At 31.7% G+C, this 21801-nt stretch carries 20 protein-coding genes; 18 read left to right on the top strand and 2 right to left on the bottom strand.

Going from position 1 to position 21801, the window contains the following annotated elements; translation table 11 throughout:
• Positions 1–142: 142 nt before the first annotated feature.
• The 6 genes from pepF to ACWJJ7_RS15705 all read left to right on the top strand — a co-directional run bounded on the left by pepF (position 143) and on the right by ACWJJ7_RS15705 (position 4297).
• The gene (pepF, locus tag ACWJJ7_RS15680; protein WP_462962905.1) at positions 143–1942 is read left to right on the top strand and encodes an oligoendopeptidase F; all 1800 of its coding nucleotides are present in this window, start codon (positions 143–145) and stop codon (positions 1940–1942) included.
• Between the two features lie 452 nt (positions 1943–2394).
• A complete protein-coding gene (locus ACWJJ7_RS15685) occupies positions 2395–2610 on the top strand; it encodes a hypothetical protein (RefSeq protein WP_462962906.1) in 216 nt (71 codons plus the stop codon).
• A 159-nt stretch (positions 2611–2769) separates the two neighbouring features.
• Positions 2770–3225 carry a DUF2975 domain-containing protein gene (locus ACWJJ7_RS15690; protein ID WP_462962907.1) on the top strand — a complete coding sequence of 152 codons (456 nt, stop codon included), beginning with the start codon at positions 2770–2772 and terminating at the stop codon, positions 3223–3225.
• Positions 3226–3253: 28 nt separating this feature from the next.
• Positions 3254–3331 carry a helix-turn-helix domain-containing protein gene (locus ACWJJ7_RS15695; RefSeq protein ID WP_462965017.1) on the top strand — a complete coding sequence of 26 codons (78 nt, stop codon included), beginning with the start codon at positions 3254–3256 and terminating at the stop codon, positions 3329–3331.
• 65 nt (positions 3332–3396) lie between these two features.
• Positions 3397–3627: a hypothetical protein gene (locus tag ACWJJ7_RS15700; RefSeq protein WP_462962908.1), complete on the top strand. Its 231-nt coding sequence runs from the start codon at positions 3397–3399 to the stop codon at positions 3625–3627.
• A 514-nt stretch (positions 3628–4141) separates the two neighbouring features.
• Positions 4142–4297: a hypothetical protein gene (locus ACWJJ7_RS15705; protein ID WP_462962909.1), complete on the top strand. Its 156-nt coding sequence runs from the start codon at positions 4142–4144 to the stop codon at positions 4295–4297.
• Between the two features lie 176 nt (positions 4298–4473).
• Here the strand turns inward: ACWJJ7_RS15705 and ACWJJ7_RS15710 are convergent, their stop codons facing one another.
• Entirely contained in the window at positions 4474–5811 is a 1338-nt protein-coding gene (locus ACWJJ7_RS15710; RefSeq protein WP_462965018.1) for an APC family permease, read from the bottom strand.
• Positions 5812–6099: 288 nt separating this feature from the next.
• Entirely contained in the window at positions 6100–7080 is a 981-nt protein-coding gene (locus ACWJJ7_RS15715; RefSeq protein ID WP_462962910.1) for a lipoate--protein ligase, read from the bottom strand.
• A gap of 165 nt (positions 7081–7245) precedes the next feature.
• On the opposite strand from ACWJJ7_RS15715, the gene gcvT reads away from it, so the two are divergent.
• From gcvT to nagA, 12 genes are all read left to right on the top strand, one after another.
• Positions 7246–8352: a glycine cleavage system aminomethyltransferase GcvT gene (gene gcvT / locus ACWJJ7_RS15720; RefSeq protein ID WP_462962911.1), complete on the top strand. Its 1107-nt coding sequence runs from the start codon at positions 7246–7248 to the stop codon at positions 8350–8352.
• 18 nt (positions 8353–8370) lie between these two features.
• Positions 8371–8754, top strand: coding sequence for a glycine cleavage system protein GcvH (gcvH, locus tag ACWJJ7_RS15725; RefSeq protein WP_165411662.1), 384 nt, complete (start codon positions 8371–8373; stop codon positions 8752–8754).
• Between the two features lies 1 nt (position 8755).
• On the top strand, positions 8756–10099 hold the full coding sequence (gcvPA, locus tag ACWJJ7_RS15730) for an aminomethyl-transferring glycine dehydrogenase subunit GcvPA (protein ID WP_462962912.1): 1344 nt from the start codon (positions 8756–8758) through the stop codon (positions 10097–10099).
• The gene (gene gcvPB / locus ACWJJ7_RS15735; protein ID WP_462962913.1) at positions 10096–11550 is read left to right on the top strand and encodes an aminomethyl-transferring glycine dehydrogenase subunit GcvPB; all 1455 of its coding nucleotides are present in this window, start codon (positions 10096–10098) and stop codon (positions 11548–11550) included. The genes gcvPA and gcvPB overlap by 4 nt, the downstream gene beginning before the upstream one ends.
• 63 nt (positions 11551–11613) lie before the next feature.
• Positions 11614–13014, top strand: a complete 1401-nt coding sequence (gene lpdA, locus ACWJJ7_RS15740) for a dihydrolipoyl dehydrogenase (RefSeq protein WP_462965019.1) — start codon at positions 11614–11616, stop codon at positions 13012–13014.
• Positions 13015–13215: 201 nt separating this feature from the next.
• A complete protein-coding gene (gene surE / locus ACWJJ7_RS15745; protein WP_462965020.1) occupies positions 13216–13968 on the top strand; it encodes a 5'/3'-nucleotidase SurE in 753 nt (250 codons plus the stop codon).
• Between the two features lie 215 nt (positions 13969–14183).
• Positions 14184–15944, top strand: a complete 1761-nt coding sequence (locus ACWJJ7_RS15750; protein ID WP_462962914.1) for a bifunctional homocysteine S-methyltransferase/methylenetetrahydrofolate reductase — start codon at positions 14184–14186, stop codon at positions 15942–15944.
• 183 nt (positions 15945–16127) lie between these two features.
• Positions 16128–16490 carry an ArsR/SmtB family transcription factor gene (locus ACWJJ7_RS15755; RefSeq protein WP_165411667.1) on the top strand — a complete coding sequence of 121 codons (363 nt, stop codon included), beginning with the start codon at positions 16128–16130 and terminating at the stop codon, positions 16488–16490.
• Positions 16491–16558: 68 nt separating this feature from the next.
• Positions 16559–18727 (top strand): heavy metal translocating P-type ATPase, encoded by a 2169-nt coding sequence (locus ACWJJ7_RS15760; RefSeq protein WP_462962915.1) that lies wholly within the window; start codon positions 16559–16561, stop codon positions 18725–18727.
• Between the two features lie 184 nt (positions 18728–18911).
• Positions 18912–19643 (top strand): GntR family transcriptional regulator, encoded by a 732-nt coding sequence (locus ACWJJ7_RS15765; RefSeq protein WP_462962916.1) that lies wholly within the window; start codon positions 18912–18914, stop codon positions 19641–19643.
• A 25-nt stretch (positions 19644–19668) separates the two neighbouring features.
• Positions 19669–20574 carry an N-acetylmuramic acid 6-phosphate etherase gene (gene murQ, locus ACWJJ7_RS15770; protein WP_462965021.1) on the top strand — a complete coding sequence of 302 codons (906 nt, stop codon included), beginning with the start codon at positions 19669–19671 and terminating at the stop codon, positions 20572–20574.
• Between the two features lie 34 nt (positions 20575–20608).
• Complete coding sequence (gene nagA, locus ACWJJ7_RS15775; protein WP_462965022.1) at positions 20609–21784, top strand: N-acetylglucosamine-6-phosphate deacetylase; 1176 nt, start codon at positions 20609–20611, stop codon at positions 21782–21784.
• The last annotated feature ends 17 nt before the right edge of the window (positions 21785–21801 follow it).

Here is a 21801-nt window from a genome sequence, read left to right on the forward strand (position 1 = left end):
TTTCTGTATTGTAAACAGGAGTCATCTTTTTTAGGTTCTATTGATAGCAAAATTTAATATCTACTTTTAATAGATTTTCTTAGTAACATATGGTAAAATATTTATAAAATGTAATTTAATGATATGAAAGAAGGGGATTTTAGTGAGTGAAGTTAAAAAACTTAAAACAAGAGATGAAATTGACAACATGTACAAGTGGAACGTCCAAAAGATGTATAAGAGTTCTGCGGCGTGGGAAGAAGATTTTGAAATACTAAAATCTAAAGCACCAGAAATGCAAAGATTTTCAGGGAAACTGGGCACTGCTGAGGAGTTATTATCATTTTTAGAAAGCAATGTAGAGATTCAAAGACTTCTAGATAAATTGCTTGTATATGCACATTTAAGAGGGGATGAGGATACAGCTAAGGCAGAGTTTCAGGTACTTAAAAATAAGATTGATTCATATGCCGCAGAAGTTTCGAGTGTCACTGCATTTTTTGTTCCTGAACTATTACTATTAAAAGAGGGCTTTATAGATGAGGCAATTTGTAAGCTTCCAGAACTTAAAATTTACGAATTCTACTTAGTAGATATTTTAAGTCAAAAGCCTCATACATTAAGTGCAGAGGGAGAAAAGCTATTAGGCTCTGTTAGTGATTGTTTAAATGCCCCGGGAAATATATTTGAAATGCTTACAAATGCAGATATGACGTTTCCAAGTATAAAAGATGAAAAAGGTAATGAAATTGAATTAACAGAAGGAAACTACGGTATTTTTATAAAATCGAAGGATAGAAGAGTAAGAAAAGATGCCTTTGAAACATTATTTGGAACATATAAGGGGTTTAGAAATACGTTAACAACATCTTTAACATCATCAATAAAAAACTTTGTATTTAATGCAAAAACAAGAAATTATGCATCAGCATTAGAAAGTTCTTTAAAGCCTAATAATATTCCAGTAGAGGTTTATCATAATGTGGTGGATACTATAAACAACAATTTAGACTCCCTCCATAAATATGTAAGCCTTAAAAAGAAACTGTTAGGGCTTGATGAAATTCATATGTATGATTTATATGTGCCGATAGTTGATGCAGTGCAAGACAGTATTAAGTATGAAGATGCTGTTAAAATAGCATTAGATGGTATTAAACCTTTGGGTCAAGAATATTTAAATATATTTAAAGAAGGAATTAATGAAGGCTGGGTAGATGTATTTGAAAATAAGGGTAAACGTTCTGGGGCATATTCCTCGGGATGCTATGACAGTATGCCATACGTACTTTTGAATTATAATAACCAATTAAATGACGTATCTACGCTCGCTCATGAAATGGGTCACTCTATTCATTCGTATTATTCAAGGAAGAATCAACCATATATATATTCAGAGTATGAGTTATTCTGTGCGGAAGTAGCATCTACAACTAATGAATGTTTACTAATAGATTATTTAATTAAAAATGAGACGGATAAGAATAAAAGATTATTCTTAATAAATCAGCAATTGGAAGGAATAAGAACTACAGTATTTAGACAATGTATGTTTGCAGAGTTTGAAAAAATAACCCATGAAAATATTGAACAGGGCAACCCATTATCTCCAGAGGATTTATGTAAAATTTATCATGATTTAAACCAAAAATATTTTGGAAAAGATATGGTGGTAGATGAGGGTATTGATATGGAATGGGCAAGAATTCCTCACTTCTACAGCGACTTCTATGTATATCAATATACTACAGGTTTTGCAGCAGCTAATTCTTTCAGTAAAATGATAGTTGAAGAGGGCGAAAGCGCTGTAGAAAGATATAAAGGATTCTTAAAGAGCGGTGGAAGTGACTATCCAATAAATATACTTAAAAAAGCAGGGGTAGATATGTCATCACCAAAACCTTTAGAGGATACTATAAGAAGATTTGATGAATTATTAGAAATGTTAGAAAAAGAGATATAAAAAAGTATGAAGTTTCTCCTGCGTGCCTTCAAATAAGAACTTAAAACTGGAAATTGATTAAGTAATTCTAATCTTTTGCGAATATAAAATTCTCTAATGTTCACACTCGACGTCCTGTCTCGGGTTCACTAGCCTGACCTCTTGGTATGCGTTTGGGGCACATAACAATTATTAATTGTTATGCTTCCTGTGAGGCTTACGAGAATTTTATATTGTCAAAAGAAGAATTTCTAAATGAAATTTCAATGTTTCTGCGTTTCTTATTGCAACGCACCTAGGTGCGAAGTTACTTCCAGAGAAATCTAATACTTATTATTTAGAGCTTATTTTGAACATCTTTATGGAATAGTAGAGATAATGACTACAGAATTAAATATATTAATATTGAATACACAGTTGTATTCAACTGTGTAATGAGGATTATTTGTATTTTGTGTACAAGGAGGATTATTATGAAAGATAATACGAAAAGTTCAAAAGTAGGACTAACTATTTCTGTATTTACAATTATTATTGCTTTAATAACCTTTGTATATGCAAGAAGTAAAGGAATGCCAAGTTGGACTGAGGCTACTATATTAGTTTCTGTTATTATCATTTTTTGGAGTAGTATTTCAAACTATAAATCACAGAAAAATAAAGACAACAATTCTAAAAAAAATATTTGATTGGTACAAAATATCCATAAATAGTGCATCAATTGTATATCTACGATTGATGCGCTAATTTTGATAAGCGATATTATCGAATATCGATAATATATATTGTTATTCAATAAAAACTTTGATATAATGTAAATAATGTATTTTATAAGGAGATGTTTAATTATGAAAAAGTCTCTATCAATAAATTTTATCGAAGTACTTTTAGATGTTTTACTAACTGTATCAGGGTTTTTATTAGTAATGGGTGTATTACATGTACTATTTGGTGGAAAGGCTGTATTTACTATAAATATTGGTATTAGTTTTATAGTTTATTTAATTTACGTTTTAATACTTTACAATCTACGCAAAATTGTTTGTAGTGCTAAATTAGCACCATTTTGTTTTGACAACGTCAGGAGATTTAAAATAATTGGATATTATATGTTTTCTATAGCTATTTTTGATGCAATCATGAACTACAAAAGACAAGCTGGTATAGAAATATTTGCTACAAAATATGGGTCACTTAAAGGAAGTTTTTTTATGTATATTGTGTTAGCTTGTATGGCTTTAGCTTTAGCAGAAATATTTAAAAAAGCAGTTGAAATAAAAGAAGAAAACGACTCGACTGTCTAAAGGAATATAATATTACAATTATTGTGAAATTGGATTTTCTACACTTGAAGCTATTTCTCGTGAATTGCAATGCCAACCTGGTGATTTATTAGAATATAAAGAATAATAATATAAAATAGAAATATAATGATGAGAAGCTATGAAATAATATGAGAAATGAGGCGATTTTATATGTCAAAAAAATGTGCTATTTGTGGTGTAGAAATTGGGTTTTCCTTAGGTGAGTTTATTTCAGATAAATATGTGTGTAATACTTGTTATGAGTTGAATGAAAAAAAGAAATTAAGCGAACCAAAAGAAGAGAATAAAGAGACTGGGTCCAATATGGGGAGAGGGTTAAGTTATATGGCTGACGCTTTTAAAGATGATGAGGTCTTCACTTCGTCGGTAAACAAAAAATAACAAATAATTAAGTATTGTATTATTAAAATAGTGCAGTACTTTTTTTAAAAAAGACTCTAAAGTACAATAAAAATCGACTCTTCTTAAATAGATAAGTCGATTTTTATATTCATATAAGATGTGATGTTAAAATGCCGCACGAGATATAGTAAGGAGAGTGATTTAAATAATAATTTTCACCACTATTTTAATAGGTATAATATTTTTGACGGGGATTATTATACTACAAATATTTTTATCAAAACGAGAAAATAAGTGGCTTGGTTTAATATTGCCAATAATTAATGTTATTTTTTCCATTAGGGCAGTTTTAGGTATAAATTTCGATGGGGGGGAATCAATTAGTACAATTGTAATGGAAACGATTATGACGTTTTTAGTGTGGAATATTTTAACAGGTGTTTTAAGTGATATATATTTTACTTGCCGTGAAAAATTTAAAAAAAGTAAAATATAATTTTTTATTATATATGAAACAGCTTGCGGAAAACAATGTGGATAACTTTTTTAAAAGTTGAGAATTAATGTTGAGTTTCCGGTTGATAGAGAAAAATTTAAAATCTCATTTGGAAATTCTTGTTTTGTAAATATTAAATTTAAAGGATATGTACCAAATAAGAAGAGCAGAAACATTGAAATTCCATTTAAAATTCTTCTTTTGCCAATATAAAATTCTCGTGAGACTTACTGGAAGTAAGGCTAGCGAACCGGCTGTAAGCTGAATGTGAGCGATAGAGAATTTTATATTGGCAAAAGATTAGAATTTCTTAATGGAATTTCACGTTTCAAACTCTTAGTTGGTGACATGCAGGAGAAACTTCATACGAATCGTATTCTAATTTTTTATTATTTCTTTTTAGTAATATACCAATATACAGGCAATCCAATTAAGGTTATTGCAAGTCCTATAAGTGCTTTTGAAGTATCAGTTAAAAGTGTACTTACTAGGATGTATATACCTCCAGTAATTCCGATGAGTGGAACTATTGGGTAGAAGGGTACTTTATAAGGTCTCTCTAAATCTTTATGTTTTGTTCTTAATATAAAGATACCAGCTACTGCCATTGTGAAGAAAATCCATAAAACAAATATAACAAGATCAGTTAAGGTATCAAAAGAACCGCTAAATACATATAAAGAGGCTAGTACTGCCTCGAAAATAAAAGCGTTTAATGGAGTTTGATATTTTTGATTAACTTTTCCGAGGAATTTATCAAAAGGTAAAAGTTTATCTTGAGCCATGGCAAAAGGTATTCTAACTCCTGTCATTAGATAACCATTTAATGTTCCAAAGATTGAGATTAATATACCAGCAGTTATAAACAATGAACCAGATTTTCCAAATAAAACTGTTGCAACATCAGAAGCCACTTTATTAGAACCTATAACAGCTGTTATAGGAATTATGTTTATAATTGCTAAATTAAATAAAACATATACTGTTATAATAACGATTAGCCCTAAAATTATGGATTTTGGTATGTCTTTTTTAGGATTTTTAAGTTCTCCTGCTATATTACCTACACCTACCCAGCCATCATAAGCCCAAAGTGTTCCAAGCATAGCTGCTCCAAAACCAGCTCCGGCTGCCGCAGTCCCTACTGGCACGGAAAAACTGTGAGCTGTTCCTTTTATAAGGCCTAAAGCAATAATAATAAAAATTGGAATTAGTTTTGCAACAGTTGCAACAAACTGAATTTTACTAGCAAGCTTTGTTGATAACACGTTTGCAGTGGTTATAACAAATATCATTAATATTGCAAATAGCTTTTGCTGGATTGGACCCATAGGTACAAAATTAGTAGCTTGAGTTGCTAAAACTATTGCGAGTGCTGCAGCGGCCCCAGGTACATAAATAACCGTCTGTACCCAACCAAATAAAAATGCCCATTTTTCTCCATAAAGTTCTTTAAGATATATAAATATACCTCCGGTTTTTGGAATAGCTGCCGCTATTTCAGCTATAGTAAGACCAGAAGCCATAGTTACAATGCCACCGGCTACCCAAGCAAGTATTCCCATGGTTGGAGATCCTGCGTTTTTAAAGACAATAGAAGGTTTAAAGAAAATTCCTGAACCTATAACCATACCTATAACTAGGGTAATGGCTTCTAGTAAGCCGATTTCTTTCTTTAGTGTTTTTGGTGAATTATTGATAGAATTTAATTCTTTTGACGCTTCCAGAATAAATCATCCTCTCTTTTGTTAGTCTTAAAATAATAGAAAACTCATTTAAGTGGGTCAAATCATCTCCTGCAGAGCTGAAATGTCGCTAAAATATATAAAGACATGAAGTAAAAAAGCGGCAAAAGCACTGCATTTTTACTACATGTCCTCTTATCTGAAAGTTTCATTAGATAATAATCTAAGTGGCTCCAATAAAAATATTTTAAATAATTATAATCCCAAATGTAAATTTTATTATTTCTTTATATTTTATTAGCAAATTCAAATATAGTCAAGAAGATTTTTTTAAAACATACAACTTAAAATATCTTCTATATTTGCATTTGAGAAATAATCAGATATATTAAAGGCTGAAAGTGCTTTTTTTACATCAGAATCCACATGATTTACTCCTATAAGGGCAGCTTCTATGTCTGAGATATCAAGTTTGCTAAAGAAATCGCCATATATCGTAATATCTTTTATTATTCCATGTTGTACTTCAATATTACATTCAACGGCTCCAAATGAAAATTTCTTTTCATTTGTGAAATTATATTTTGGTGAATGACCAAAATTCCATTCCCAAGTGGAATATTTTTCGGTTGCAAGCTTATTTATATTATTTAGATCATAGGGAGTAAATTCATACAAATAATCTGAATTATTTTCTGTAATAATATAGTTCATAATTAATTCTTTAAAATCCATGATAGATAGAGGCTGTTTTAAGTGGGAGCTTATATTAGTTACCCTACTTAATACGGATTTAATACCCTTGTCTTGAAATTTTAAAGGTTTAGCTTGTAATGCTTTTGATAAATCCGTAATATTTGATGAAAAAAGCAAGGTGCCATGATGAAGAACTCTATTTTTGTAATTATATTGTGCATTGCCTGAGAACTTTTTACCTTCAATGGTTAGATCATTTCTTCCACTAAATTCTGCATTTATCTTAAGCGAGTTTAAAACATTTAAAATTGGCAAGGTAAATTTTCTGAAATTATTAAAATTTTCTTCACTACTATTTTTGATGAAAGTGAAATTCAAATTGCCTAAATCGTGAAAAACAGTGCCCCCGCCAGATAATCTCCTTACCACAGGAATATTATTTGTTTTTATATAATCTAGGTTAATTTCTGATAGAGTATTTTGGTTTTTTCCGACGATGATACAAGGCTCATCCCTCCAGAGCATAAAACAGTCCTCTTTAAATTCTTTTAGAATATATTCTTCAGCTGCCAAGTTAAAGTAAGGGCTTGTATTTGTGTTATTTATATAAATCATAATATTTCCTCCTTGTATTAAATTTGATCTAAAATTATAAACCAATATATATATTTAATTGAATTATATACCAATAGGCAGTATAATGAAACATGAAAGAGAATAAAAAACAATCATTTTTTTTATATTTCAATGCATATATTTTACAAAAATGGGGGGATTATGTTGAAAAATTTAAAGAAAACGCCGTTATACAGTGTTTATAAAGAATATGGTGGAAAAATAGTTGATTTTGCTGGGTGGCAAATGCCAATACAGTTTGAAGGGATAATTTCTGAACATGAAGCTGTAAGGTCCGCTGCTGGACTTTTTGATGTGTCACACATGGGAGAAGTGGAAGCAAAAGGAGCCGAGGCCTTTGAATTTGTACAAAATTTAGTTACAAATGATATAGCGGTACTTGAAGATAATCAAATACTATATACTTTTATGTGCTATGAAAACGGAGGAGTAGTTGATGACCTTTTAGTATATAAATTTGGTAAGGAACATTTCTATCTTGTTATAAATGCAGGAAACATAGAGAAAGATTTTCAATGGATGATTGACAATAAGGGATCCTATGATATGGACCTCACTAATATTTCAAATGAAGTAGCAGAGGTTGCGATTCAAGGACCAAAGGCACAAAAGATACTTCAAAAAATAACTGATATAGATTTAGATGAAATTAAATTTTTCTATTGTAAACGAGATGTTCTTGTAGATGGTGTAAAATGTCTTATTTCAAGAACAGGATATACAGGTGAGGATGGGTTTGAAATATACACTTCCCCAAAGGAAATAGAAAAATTATGGCATAAACTACTTAATATAGGTGAGGAAGAAGGACTTAAACCCACAGGGCTCGGCTGCAGAGACACTTTAAGATTCGAAGCTTGTCTCCCTTTATATGGAAATGAATTATCTCAAGATATTACACCGCTTGAAGCAGGACTTGGATTTTTTGTAAAGCTTAAGAAAACTGGATTTATAGGAAAAGAAGCTCTTCTAAAGCAAAAAGAACAAGGTCTTAAGAGGAAATCGGTAGGCTTTGAAATGAAGGATAGAGGAATTCCAAGACATGGTTATGAAGTTACTGCATGCGGAGAAAAAATCGGAGTGGTAACAACGGGATATTTCTCGCCTACATTAAAGAAAAATATAGGTCTTGCTTTAATAGATCCTAAATACTCAGAATTAGGTACAGAAATTGAAATTGGGATTAGAGGTAAAGCATTAAAAGCTGAGGTAATAAGTAAAAAATTCTATAAAAAAAATTATAACAAATAAAATTTAGGGGGATTTTAAATGAAAACATTAAAGGAATTATTTTATAGTAAAGATCATGAATGGATAAAAATTAAAGGTAATAAGGCATACGTTGGAATTTCTGATTATGCACAACATGCTTTAGGAGATATTGTTTTTGTTGAGCTACCAGAGGTAGATGCAGAAATTACTAGTGGGGATGTTTTTGGGGTCATTGAGTCTGTTAAAGCAGCTTCTGATATGTATATTCCATTTAGTGGAAAGATTTTAGAGGTAAATGATGCTGTAGTTGATAACCCAGTATTAGTAAATGAAGACTGCTATGAAAATTGGATGTTTCTTATAGAAATTACAAATAAGGAAGAATTAAAAGAACTTATGAACGAAGAGCAATATAATGAATATTGCAGTAAGGAGAAATAAGATGTTTCCTTATATACCTAATACTTTAGAAGATGAAAAGGTAATGTTAAAAAGTGTGGGTGCGGAGTCTGTACAGGAATTGTTTAAAGATATACCAGAGGACCTTAAATTAAATAGAAATCTAAATATAAATTCACCCATGTCAGAACTGGAAGTACAAAAACACGTAAAATCACTTTGTGATAAAAATAAAAGCGCTGAAGAGTTAGTTTGTTTTTTAGGAGCTGGAGTTTACGATCATTATATACCTTCTATAATAAAGCATATAGTTTCAAGATCAGAATTTTATACATCATATACGCCTTATCAACCAGAAATAAGCCAAGGTACTCTTCAGGCTATTTTTGAATATCAAACCTTAATATGCAATTTGACCGGACTAGACGTTGCGAATGCATCTATGTATGATGGTGCTACGAGTTGTGCTGAAGCAGCTTTTATGGCCGCTGAGCATACAAAAAGAAAATCCATAATTGTATCTAAAACAGTACATCCGGAAATTAGAAAAGTTATTCATACCTATACAAAATTTAAGGGATTAGAACTAATAGAAGTAGATGATAAGGATGGCGTTACTGATGCTATAAAATTAAAAGAACTTGTAGATAGCAGTGTTGCAGGAGTTATAGTTCAAAACCCTAATTTCTTTGGAATAATTGAAGATATGAGGTCGGTTGAAAAAATTACTCATGATAATAAGGCTATTCTAATAATGAGTGTAGATCCTATATCTCTTGCAATATTAAAAACTCCAGGAGAAATAGGAGCAGATATTGTGGTAGGAGAAGGTCAATCACTTGGAAATGCAATGAACTTTGGAGGACCATATTTAGGATTCATGGCAACGACGAAAAAACTTATGAGAAAAATGCCAGGAAGGATTGTAGGTCAGACCACTGATGTAGATGGTAAAAGAGCCTTTGTATTAACGCTTCAAGCTAGGGAACAGCATATAAGACGCGAAAAAGCAACTTCTAATATATGTTCAAATCAAGCTTTAAATGCATTAACTGCTGCAATTTATCTTACAACTATGGGAAAACAGGGATTAAAAGAAGTGGCATATCAAAGTACTCAAAAGGCGCACTATACTTTTAATGAAATTGTTAAATTAGAAAAATACAAGCCAGTATTTAATAAACCTTTCTTTAAGGAATTTGTGATTCAGGGACGTGAAAGTGCTAGTGTTATTAATGAAAAATTATTAGAAAGTAACATAATTGGTGGATATGATATAGAGAAAAATTACCCTGACCATAAAAATGCTCTACTATTCTGTGTAACAGAAAAAAGAACAAAATCAGAAATTTGTGAGCTAATAACTGCAATGGAGGGGATAAAATGAAACAATATAATAAATTAATATTTGAAATATCAAAAGAAGGAAGACTAGGATATACGTTACCTTGTTGTGATGTAGAGAGTATCGATATTAGCGAAATGATACCTGAGCATTTACTAAGCAAAAAAGATATATCCCTTCCGGAAGTAAGTGAAGTAGATGTTGTAAGGCATTTCACTCTATTGTCTAATAAAAATTATGGGGTAGATACTGGCTTTTATCCTTTAGGTTCGTGTACTATGAAGTACAATCCGAAAATTAACGAGGATATGGCGTCTATGACCTCATTTACTCAGATCCATCCTTATCAAAGTGAGAAAACGGTACAAGGTTCCTTACAATTAATGTATGAACTTAGTGAAAAATTAGCTGAGATATCCGGAATGGATCAGGTCTCACTTCAACCTGCAGCAGGGGCTCATGGAGAGCTTACTGGACTTATGATTATAAAAGCTTTTCATGAAAATAAAGGAGATTTTAAAAGGAAAAAAATTATAGTTCCAGATTCAGCTCACGGAACTAACCCAGCTAGTGCAAGCGTAGCAGGCTTTGAAATTGTAGAAGTTAAATCTAATGAAAAAGGTAGCGTAGACTTAGATAGTTTGAAATCTGTATTAAACGATGAAATAGCAGGATTAATGCTAACAAATCCAAACACCTTAGGTCTATTTGATGAGAATATTAAAGAAATAACAAATCTAGTACATGAAGCTGGTGGACTTGTATATTATGATGGAGCAAATTTAAATGCAATTATGGGTATAGCAAGACCAGGAGATATGGGATTTGATGTTGTTCATATGAATCTTCATAAAACATTTTCTACCCCACATGGTGGTGGTGGACCGGGAAGTGGACCAGTAGGAGTTAAAAAAGAATTTATGCAATATTTGCCTGTTCCGATAATAGAAAAAGTAGAAGGGAAATTTATTCTTAATTACGATAAACCATTATCTATTGGAAAGGTAAAGAGTTTCTATGGGAACTTCGGAGTGCTTGTTAAAGCATATTGTTATATACTTTCAATGGGAGCTGATGGACTAAAGAAGGCAAGTGAGATGGCAGTGCTTAATGCAAATTATATGAAAAGCAAACTAAAGGACTATTATTATTTACCAATTGATAGAGTTTGCAAGCATGAATTTGTTTTAGGTGGTTTAAAGCAGGGGCTAAGTGAAGTAACTACATTAGATATTGCCAAGAGACTTCTAGATTATGGATATCATCCGCCTACAATATATTTTCCAACAATTGTAGATAATGCAATTATGATAGAACCTACGGAAACAGAAAGTCTTGAAACTATGGATGATTTTATTGAAGCTATGATAAATATTTCAAAAGAAGCAATAGAAAATCCACAGCTACTAAAGGATGCTCCATATGATACTCTTGTTAGAAGGCTTGATGAAGTTCACGCTGCTAGATATCCAGTTTTAAAATATACTAAATAATATAACTTCGGGGTAGATAAGATATCCCGAAGTTTAATTACATTTATAGGAGGAGAAGCAGTGATGGAGAAGGATATAGTTATAATTGGGGGAGGGCCTGGGGGATATGTTGCCGCTATTCGCGCAGCTCAGCTAGGTGCGAAGGTTTGCATTATAGAAAAAGGTGAACTTGGTGGAACATGTTTAAATAGAGGATGCATTCCTACAAAGGCGCTATATAGAAATGCTGAAATTTTAAATACTTTAAAGAATATTAATGAATTTGGAATAGTGGTTGATAGTTATAGTTTTAGCGTAGAAGAAATTCAAAATAGAAAAGACAAAATAGTTAACCAGCTAGTAAACGGTGTAGAACAATTATTAAAGTCAAATAATATAGATGTAATTTTAGGTACAGCTTTTATAAAAGATAAAAATACAATTTCTATCTCTCTTAAAAATGGAGAATTAAGAGAAGTAACAACGAAAAATATAATTATAGCAACTGGGTCTATTCCATTAATACCTAATATACCGGGTATAGATCTACCGGGAGTATTTACTAGTGAAAATATATTAGAATTTAAAGAAGTGCCTAATAAATTAGCCATTATAGGTGGCGGAGTTATAGGTGTTGAGTTTGCAGGTATATTTAATGCATTGGGATCAAAGGTAACCGTTATAGAGTTTTTGCCAAGTATTCTTGCTCAAGTTGATACTGATTTAACAAAGAGATTGAGTGTTTCACTTAAAAGAAAAGGTATAGACATTAATAGCAATACAAAGGTAATTAGTATTGAAAAATCTAATGAACAGCTAAATGTAACTACCGACGGCAAAAAAGGAGAAATTGTGTTTACGGCAGATAATGTACTGCTATCTGTTGGTAGAACGCCTATGACTGAAGGGCTTAATATTGAGAATTTGGGTATATCGCTTAATAGAAGAGCTATTGTGGTAGATGAAAATTATGAAACTAATATTCCAGGTATTTATGCTATTGGTGATGTGAATGGAATAAGTATGCTTGCTCATGCAGCAACGCATCAAGGTAAAAAAGTGGTTGAAAGGATTATGGGTTATATTGCTCCTTATTCTAGTGAAATAATACCAAGTTGCATTTTTGCATTCCCAGAGATAGCTTGCGTAGGAATAACAGAAAACGAAGCCAAAGAAAAGGGAATAGAGTATAAAACAAGTAAGTTTTTATTTGGAGCTAATGGCAAGGCGTTAGCACTAGGTGAAGGAGAAGGATTAGTAAAGGTTATAGCAACGCTTGAGGATACAATCATTGGAGTGCATATAATGGGACCTCATGCATCGGATTTAATTCATGAAGGGGCTATGGCTATAAATAATAATATGAATGTTTCAAATATCGCTAGCATGATACATGCTCATCCAACACTATCTGAAGCTTTTGAGGAAGCAGTATTAGGGTTAAAAGGTGAAGCTATTCATATGGTACCTACTAAAAAAAGATAAAAGTAATAAAAAGATTCAAGGGAGTAATTTTAATTAGTCCCTTGAATCTTTTTATTTATAAATTACAGCATACTATTTCAAAATTTTGGGAAATTACCATTATATTTGGACGTGTTGTATCCTGTTGCGCTATATTTTGCTATAATATAGATAATTAAAAATTATTATCTAATTTAGTTAATTATAGGAGGAGAAATGAAAATGAGATTATTGCTTACAAACGATGATGGTATAAATGCAAAGGGGTTATATGCTTTAGCTAAAGAACTCGAAAAAAATCATGAAGTAATTATTGTAGCACCATATAATGAAAAAAGCGCTTGCGGACATTCCATAACCCTTACAAGGCCACTTATTGTTAGAGAAACAAAAATTGAAGGGTTAAAATCAAAAGCTTTTAGCGTAGATGGGACGCCAGCAGATTGTGTAAAAATAGCAATTAATAAGCTCATTGATAGTAAAATTGATATGGTAGTATCGGGAATTAATAAAGGATTAAATTTAGGTACAGATGTATTATATTCTGGTACAGTTTCTGCAGCTATAGAAGCGACTATTTATAAAATACCAGCTATGGCGGTTTCCATGGAAATTAAGCGAAATATTGAAACTTATGAAATGGCAGCTAAATATGCTGGAGAGATATTGCTTAAGGCTAAAGAGAATAATATTAAGAATGATATTGTGTTAAATGTGAATATTCCTATGCTAAAGGAGAATGAAATAAAAGGAATTAAAGTATGTAAAATTGGAAGTAGATTGTATAACAATCGTTATATAGAAACTATTGGAGAAAATAATGAAACTCAATATGAAATTAAGGGTGAAGTAATAGATATTCATGAGGATGATTCCGACACAATATATTTTAAAGAGGGGTATGTTACTGTAACTCCACTTCATTATGATTTAACTAATTTTAAAATGTTAAATGAAACACGTAAATGGTTTTAACGACATTTCAGAAGGAAAGTATCCAACTTATATAAGTGAGAGTTCTATACTATAATAAATAGAAAACTTCAGTGGGAGTATAAATATCCTTCTGAAGTCGTTAATACTGCAGCTCCGCAGGAGATGATTTAACGACATTTCAGAAGGAAAGTATCCAACTTATATAAGTGAGAGTTCTATACTATAATAAATAGAAAACTTCAGTGGGGGAATATATGAATATTAATGAAAAACCGTTAATTTTTGATGGCGCAATGGGGACATATTATGCAAGTGTTTGTGAAAATCCATTATCCAAATGTGAACTTGCAAATATTTATGATAAAAATACCATACTAAATATACATAAGGAATATATAAATGCTGGTTGCAAGGCAATTAAAACCAATACATTTGGAGCAAATAAAATTAGCCTTGAAAGTGATTTTGATACAGTTAAAGAGGTTATTGTAAAAGGTTATGAGATAGCAAGAGAAGCCACAAAGGGTACTGAGGTTTTAGTTTTTGCTGATATTGGGCCAATACCATTTTTAGAAATGATGGATTTATGGGAGGCATACAAAGAAATAGTAGATTTGTTTTTAGATCTCGGTGCAACATATTTTATATTTGAAACTTTTAGCAGTGATGAATATCTTGCTGAGATTTCCAAGTATATTAAGGAAAAAAATCCAAATACATATATTTTGATGGAACTTGCGGTTTCGCCAGAAGGGTTTACGAGACTTGGCATATCGGGTGAAAAATTCATAGAGAGAGTTTCGAAAATACCAACTATTGATGCCTGTGGATTCAACTGCTTTTCAGGGCCATATCATTTACTTCAATATATTAAAACTCTTAATATAGAAAATAAAACTATTTCTGTTATGCCAAACTCGGGGTATCCAACAATAATAAATAATCGTACATTTTTTAATAATACCAAAGAATATTTTGCTGTGCAAATGCTAGAAATAGCAAAACAAGGTGTGGCTATTGTAGGTGGTTGTTGCGGTACAACTCCAGAATTTATAAGGGAAACTGTTGCAAAAATAAAAGGTTTATCAACACGCGAAATTGTTCCGAGTAAAACTGGAAAAGTTAAAATTGAGAAATTAATCGTTAAAAACCTTCTCCTGGAAAAAATCAGAATTGGGAAAAAAATTATTGCGGTAGAATTAGACCCACCACTTGATACAGGAATTGAATTTTTTATGAATAGTGCTAAGAGTCTTAAAGAGAATGGCGTTGATGCAATAACCATTGCAGATTGTCCTATTGCAAGAGTAAGGGTAGATAGTAGTCTACTCGCTTGTAAGTTGAAAAGAGAACTGGACATAACAACTATTCCACATATGACATGTCGCGATAGAAATATTAATGCTACAAAGGCATTACTTCTAGGTTTAAGTATTGAGGGGGTAAATAACGTTTTAGTGGTAACAGGAGACCCTATACCCTCAGCAGAGCGTGACGAGGTTAAGGGGATGTTTAGTTTTAATTCTGCAATACTTGCTAACTATATAACTAATTTAAATGATATAACATTTTCATCACCTTTTAACATTTGCGGTGCTTTAAATGTAAATGCTATTAATTTTAGTAGCCAACTATTACACGCAAAAAAGAAAATTGAAAGTGGAGTAACTATGTTTTTAACACAGCCAATTTTAACAAAGCAGGCTGTAGAAAATTTAAAACAGGCACGTAGTGAATTACCTGCTAAGATATTAGGTGGAATTATTCCGATTGTAAGCTATAAGAATGCTTGCTTTATGAATAATGAAATTTCTGGAATAAGTGTTTCTGAGGAAATTATGGAACTATACAAGGATATTTCAAAAGAAGAAGCTAGGATTCTTGCAATTAAAATATCTACTGAAATTGCAGAAGAAATCTACCCTTATGTAGATGGATACTATCTTATGACACCGTTTAAAAGAATCGATATTATTTCTGAGATTATCAAGAACATAAGCACTATTAATAATTAATAATTAAAAACTCCAATCATTAATAAATACATGATTGGAGTTTTAATTTTTTTGATTACAAGTTTTATTAAACTAATGAACTATCCACAATTATTTCCCAGGAATGTTGACAAGTGTAAATGTGTGACATATAATGAACATATGAACAACAATTCATGTGTTCATATGAAGGGAGTGAAATAAATGGGAAAAAATATAGAGGTTTGTACCTGTTCTAATATACATGAAGATGTAGTAGAAAAAGTAAGAAAATCAATACCACGTGAGGAAACGTTATATGACTTAGCAGAGCTTTTTAAAGTCTTTGGAGATGGTACGAGAATTAAAATTCTTTGTGTGTTATTTGAAACTGAAATGTGTGTTTGTGATATAGCTGCTCTTCTTAATATGACTCAATCAGCTATTTCTCATCAACTTCGTGTGCTTAAAAATGCTAGACTTGTTAAGTATAGACGTGAGGGGAAGGTTGTCTACTATTCTTTAGATGATCAGCATGTTAAACAAATTTTTGATCAAGGACTTATACACATAAAGGAACTTAGATAATACTCTATTACATAAAGAAAAATTCATGATATAAAAGTAGATAAAAAACTTTGAAAGCGGGGGAGAAAATGGAGACTATAATAAAAAGAGAATTCATTTTAGAAGGTCTAGGTTGTGCTAATTGTGCAAACAAAATTGAAGCTCAATGTAAAAAAATAGATGGAGTATTAGATGCAAATATAAATTTTGTCACTAAAAGCTTAGTAATTCAATTTCAAAGTGAAGAAAAAATAACAAGTGTTATAGATGATGCAAAAAAAATAGTTAAAAGAATAGAACCTGGTGTTAAATTTATAGTAAAACAAGTAAAAACATTTAAACATGAGGAAAAGGGTCATAACCATGGTCATGATCACGGTCATGATCACAGCCATGCACACGAGGAAGAAGGAAATAATAAAAGCAAAGTTATACGTTTCTCTGTAGGTGTAGTAATTTTCATCATAGCAGTTATATTTAAATTAGACTATTGGATCGAATTTGCATTATTCCTCATAAGTTATTTATTAATTGGTGGAGACGTCCTAATAGTTGCAGTGAAAAATATATTAAGGGGAGAAGTCTTTGATGAAAATTTCTTAATGGCACTCGCTACAGTAGGAGCCTTTTCTATTGGACAATTTTCAGAAGGCGTTGGGGTTATGCTTTTTTATCAAGTAGGAGAATTTTTCCAAGACATCGCTGTGAATAAATCAAGAAAATCTATATCTGCGCTTATGGATATAAGGCCAGATTATGCAAATAAAAAAATTAAAGATGAAATTGTAAAAGTAGATCCGCAGGAAGTACACATTGGGGATATTATAATAGTAAAGCCAGGAGAAAAAGTACCATTAGATGGTATTGTTATAGAAGGAAAATCATTAGTAGATACAGCTGCATTAACTGGTGAATCAGTTCCAAGAGAAGTTAAAAGCGGAGACGAAATTTTGGCAGGGTGCATAAATAAAAATGGGTTATTAACTATAGAGGTTGCGAAAGAATTTGAAGAATCAACCCTTGCAAAAATTTTAGATTTAGTGCAAAATGCTAGCAGCAAAAAAGCACCAACTGAAAATTTTATAACTAAATTTGCAAGGTATTACACACCGATTGTAGTTATAAGTGCAATAGTACTCGCAATAATTCCACCACTTTTAATACCTGGGGCTACTTTCACGCAGTGGATATATAAAGCGTTGGTATTTTTAGTAGTATCTTGCCCTTGTGCACTCGTAATATCTATTCCACTTGGATTTTTTGGAGGAATAGGTGGTGCATCTAAAAATGGTATTTTGGTTAAAGGTGGCAACTACTTGGAGGCATTAAATAGCGTTGAAGTAGTGATTTTTGATAAGACAGGAACACTAACTAAAGGAGTATTTGTGGTTACGCAGATGCATACAGAAGGTGAAATAAGTAGTGATGAATTATTAGAGTATGCAGCATGTGCGGAAAGCAATTCTAATCATCCCATTGCTACATCTATAATAAAAGCTTATGGTAAAGATATACGTAGCGAAGATATTGAAGGCGTCGAAGAAATAGCTGGGAAAGGTATTAGAGCTAAAGTTAAAGGGAAATATGTGTTAGCTGGTAATTCAAAGTTAATGGATAGTGAGAAAATTTCCTATAATAAAGCTGAAAATGTAGGCACAATAATATATGTAGCTATAGACAAGAAATATGCAGGTAGTATTATAATTTCAGATGAGATAAAAGAAGACTCTATTCAAGCAATAGTCGATTTGAAATCTATGGGCGTTAAAAAAATAGTAATGCTTACTGGCGACAATAAAGATATAGCGGCGAGTATTGGAAAAATCCTTGGTGCAGATGAAGTTTATTCAGAACTTCTTCCACACGATAAGGTAGAAAAGTTAGAATTGCTTCAAAAAGAAAAATCACCTAAAGGAAAAATAGTATTTGTAGGAGATGGAATTAATGATGCACCGGTGCTCGCAAGAGCAGATATTGGGATTGCAATGGGCGGGGTAGGTTCTGATGCTGCTATAGAAGCTGCAGATATAGTAATAATGACAGATGAACCATCAAAAATTGCTGAAGCTATAAAAATTGCTAGAAGAACAAAAAGAATTGTTATGCAAAATATTATTTTTGCACTAAGTGTAAAAATAGTTATCTTAACATTGGCTGTTTTTGGAATTTCAACCATGTGGGAAGCTGTTTTTGGTGATGTAGGAGTTGCTTTAATTGCAGTGTTAAATTCAATGAGAGCTATGAAAGTTAGTAGCTAAAAATAGTAAAAGGTTAACAAGAACGAAAAGTTCTTGTTAACCTTTTTTAAAAAAATAGGTTGTAAAAAAAATGGATTTGAAATATAATTGGTATATACAACATAACAACATGATAACGCATAAACTATGTTTGTGTACATAAAAATTTGCATTAAAATTTATTGCTAATTGAGGAGGGGAAAATTTGAAAAAGATTTCTAAGGATAATCCTATACCACTTCATTATCAGATAAAAGAAATACTACAAGAAATGATAGAAAATGAAGATTTAAAGCCCGGGGAATCAATTCCAACAGAAAGAGAACTTTGCGAAATTCAAGGTGTCAGCAGAATGACCGTAAATAAGGCTATTATGTCCTTAGTGAATGAGGGGTTAATTTATAGAGAACAGGGAAAAGGTACTTTTGTGTCTACTGCAAAAGTTAATAGCGAAATATCACGCCTCAAAGGTTTTACTGAGCAAATGCAAGAAAATGGAGTGGTATCAAAAACTAAAATATTATCTTTTAAGGTAATGGACGCAACAAAGAAATGCAGGCTTGAGCTGGAAATGCCTGAAGATGAAAATAAAATTATTGAAATTAAAAGACTGAGATTTAGTGATGAACAACCAGTAGCAATTGAAACAGCATGGCTTCCATATTATCTATTTAATGGAATGACTAGAGAAATTATTGAAGATAAATCACTATATGAAATATTTCGTGAAAAATATGGATATAATTTGGATAAAGCAAAACAAATCATTGAACCTACAATGCTTAACTTATATGAGGGTAAGCTTCTAAATCAAGAAAATGATGCTTTGGCATTAATATTCAGGCGAACCACCTATTTAGAAAATGAAACTCCAATTGAATATACCAAAGCCATATATAGAAGTGATAAATATAAATATCAAATAAACTTAAAATAAGAGAAAAACAATCCAGAATTGTTATATATCCCAGCAACAAATAAGGAGGTTTTTTATGAAGGGAAATAATGAAAACAAATTTAATTTAGATACAATGAGCACCTTTGAAATTCTTAAGAAAGTGAATGATGAGGATAAAAAAGTAGCTACAGCTATTGAAAATGAGTTAAGTAATATAGAAAAAGCTGTGGAACTAATAGTTGAAAGCTTTGAAGATGGTGGGAGGCTTTTTTATATTGGTAGTGGCACAAGTGGAAAATTAGGAGTAATGGATGCATCGGAATGTCCTCCTACCTTTGGTACCGATGATTCTATGGTTCAAGGAATTATTTCTGGTGGAAAAGAGGCAATAAGTGGATGGCTTGAACATACAGAGGATGATCCAGAACTGGCGATTCTAGATTTAGAAAAGGTAAATATAAATAAAAAAGATGTAATAGTCGGTGTAACAGCTAGTGGAAATACACCTTATGTTGCAGCTGCTATGGAATACGCTAAAGAAATGGGTTGCAAAACTATAGGACTTATATGTAATTCAAATGGTAAAATCAAAGGCATTTGCGAAGTTACTATAGCTCTAGAGGTTGGACCAGAAATAATACTAGGGTCCACTAGAATGAAGGCGGGCACCGCACAAAAAATGGTTTTAAATATGTTAAGCACTGTGCCTATGATAAAACTTGGCAAAACTTATACTAACTTGATGGTTAATGTACGACCTATTAATAAAAAGCTAAAGCAACGTGTACGTGAAATAGTAAAGATTGCAACAGGTGTAGATGATGTCCTAGTAAATAAAAATTTAGAAATCTGTGAATATGACCCTAAAGTGTGCATTGTTAAAATTAAAAAAGATGTAACCCTTAAAAAAGCAAAAGAAGCCTTGGATAAGAGCAAGGGAAATGTAGCAAAGGCATTAGCAATATTATAATAATTATATTCAAATATTTGATGAGGTGATGGATATTAAAGCTATAGTTAATGGAAAACTTATTATGATAGATAGGATAGTTTATGACAGCGTAATAATCTTTGATACAAAGATTATAGATATTATAAATAACGATGACTTCCTTCAGTATAAAAAAGAGTATAAAGAAGAGTATAAAGAAGAAATACAAGTAGTAGATGCTAAGGGTAAATATGTATCCCCTGGTTTTATTGATATTCATATCCATGGGTCTGGGGGCTGTGACACTATGGATGCGACGCCGGAAGCATTAAGAATTATAAGTACTACAATAGCAGCAAATGGAGTAACAGCATATTTACCTACTACAATGACAATGGATACTATTAGTATATATAAAGCACTAGACACTATAAGAGAAGCAATGAAGCTAAAAGTTGAAGGGGCAAAGATTTTAGGGGTACACATGGAGGGACCTTTCATAAATGAAAAGTACAAAGGGGCTCAGAAGGCAGATAATATTATAAAGCCCAATTATGATATTATAAAGGATTATTTAGATATTATTAAAATTATAACCCTTGCGCCAGAAAAGGATGAAAATCATAGTTTTATAAAAAAAGTAAAAAGTAATTCTAAAATTACATTATCGGTAGGTCATTCAGATGCAAGTTATGAAGAGGCTGTGCGAGCTATTGAGGATGGAGTAACGCATGCGACACATACATTCAATGCTATGACTCCCTTGAATCATAGAAAACCAGGAATTGTAGGTGCAATTTTTACAAATGATATAACATGCGAGCTAATAGCGGATCTAATACATGTTCATCCAGCCATTTTTAAGATGCTCATAAATATCAAACATAAAGATAAAATGGTACTTATAACAGATTCTATGAGGGCTGGATGCATGAAGAGTGGCAATTATGAGCTTGGTGGGCAGAAGGTAATAGTTGAAAATGGAGCTGCAAGGCTTCAAGATGGTACTTTAGCAGGCAGTGTTTTAACCTTAAATAAGGCCGTGAAAAACATGTTAAATCATAGTGATTTAGAAATCTATGAGGTAGTGGCAATGGCATCGCATGTTCCGGCAAAGGTTATTAATATGGATAATAAAAAGGGAAGGTTAGAGGGCGGATTCGACGCAGATATAGTTATTTTTAATGATGATATAGGTGTATTTTTAACGATAGTAGAAGGCAAAATAGTTTACGAAGCTCAAGAGTAAAATTTTGAGTATTATTA

Source organism: Clostridium sp. CM042 (assembly GCF_055080995.1).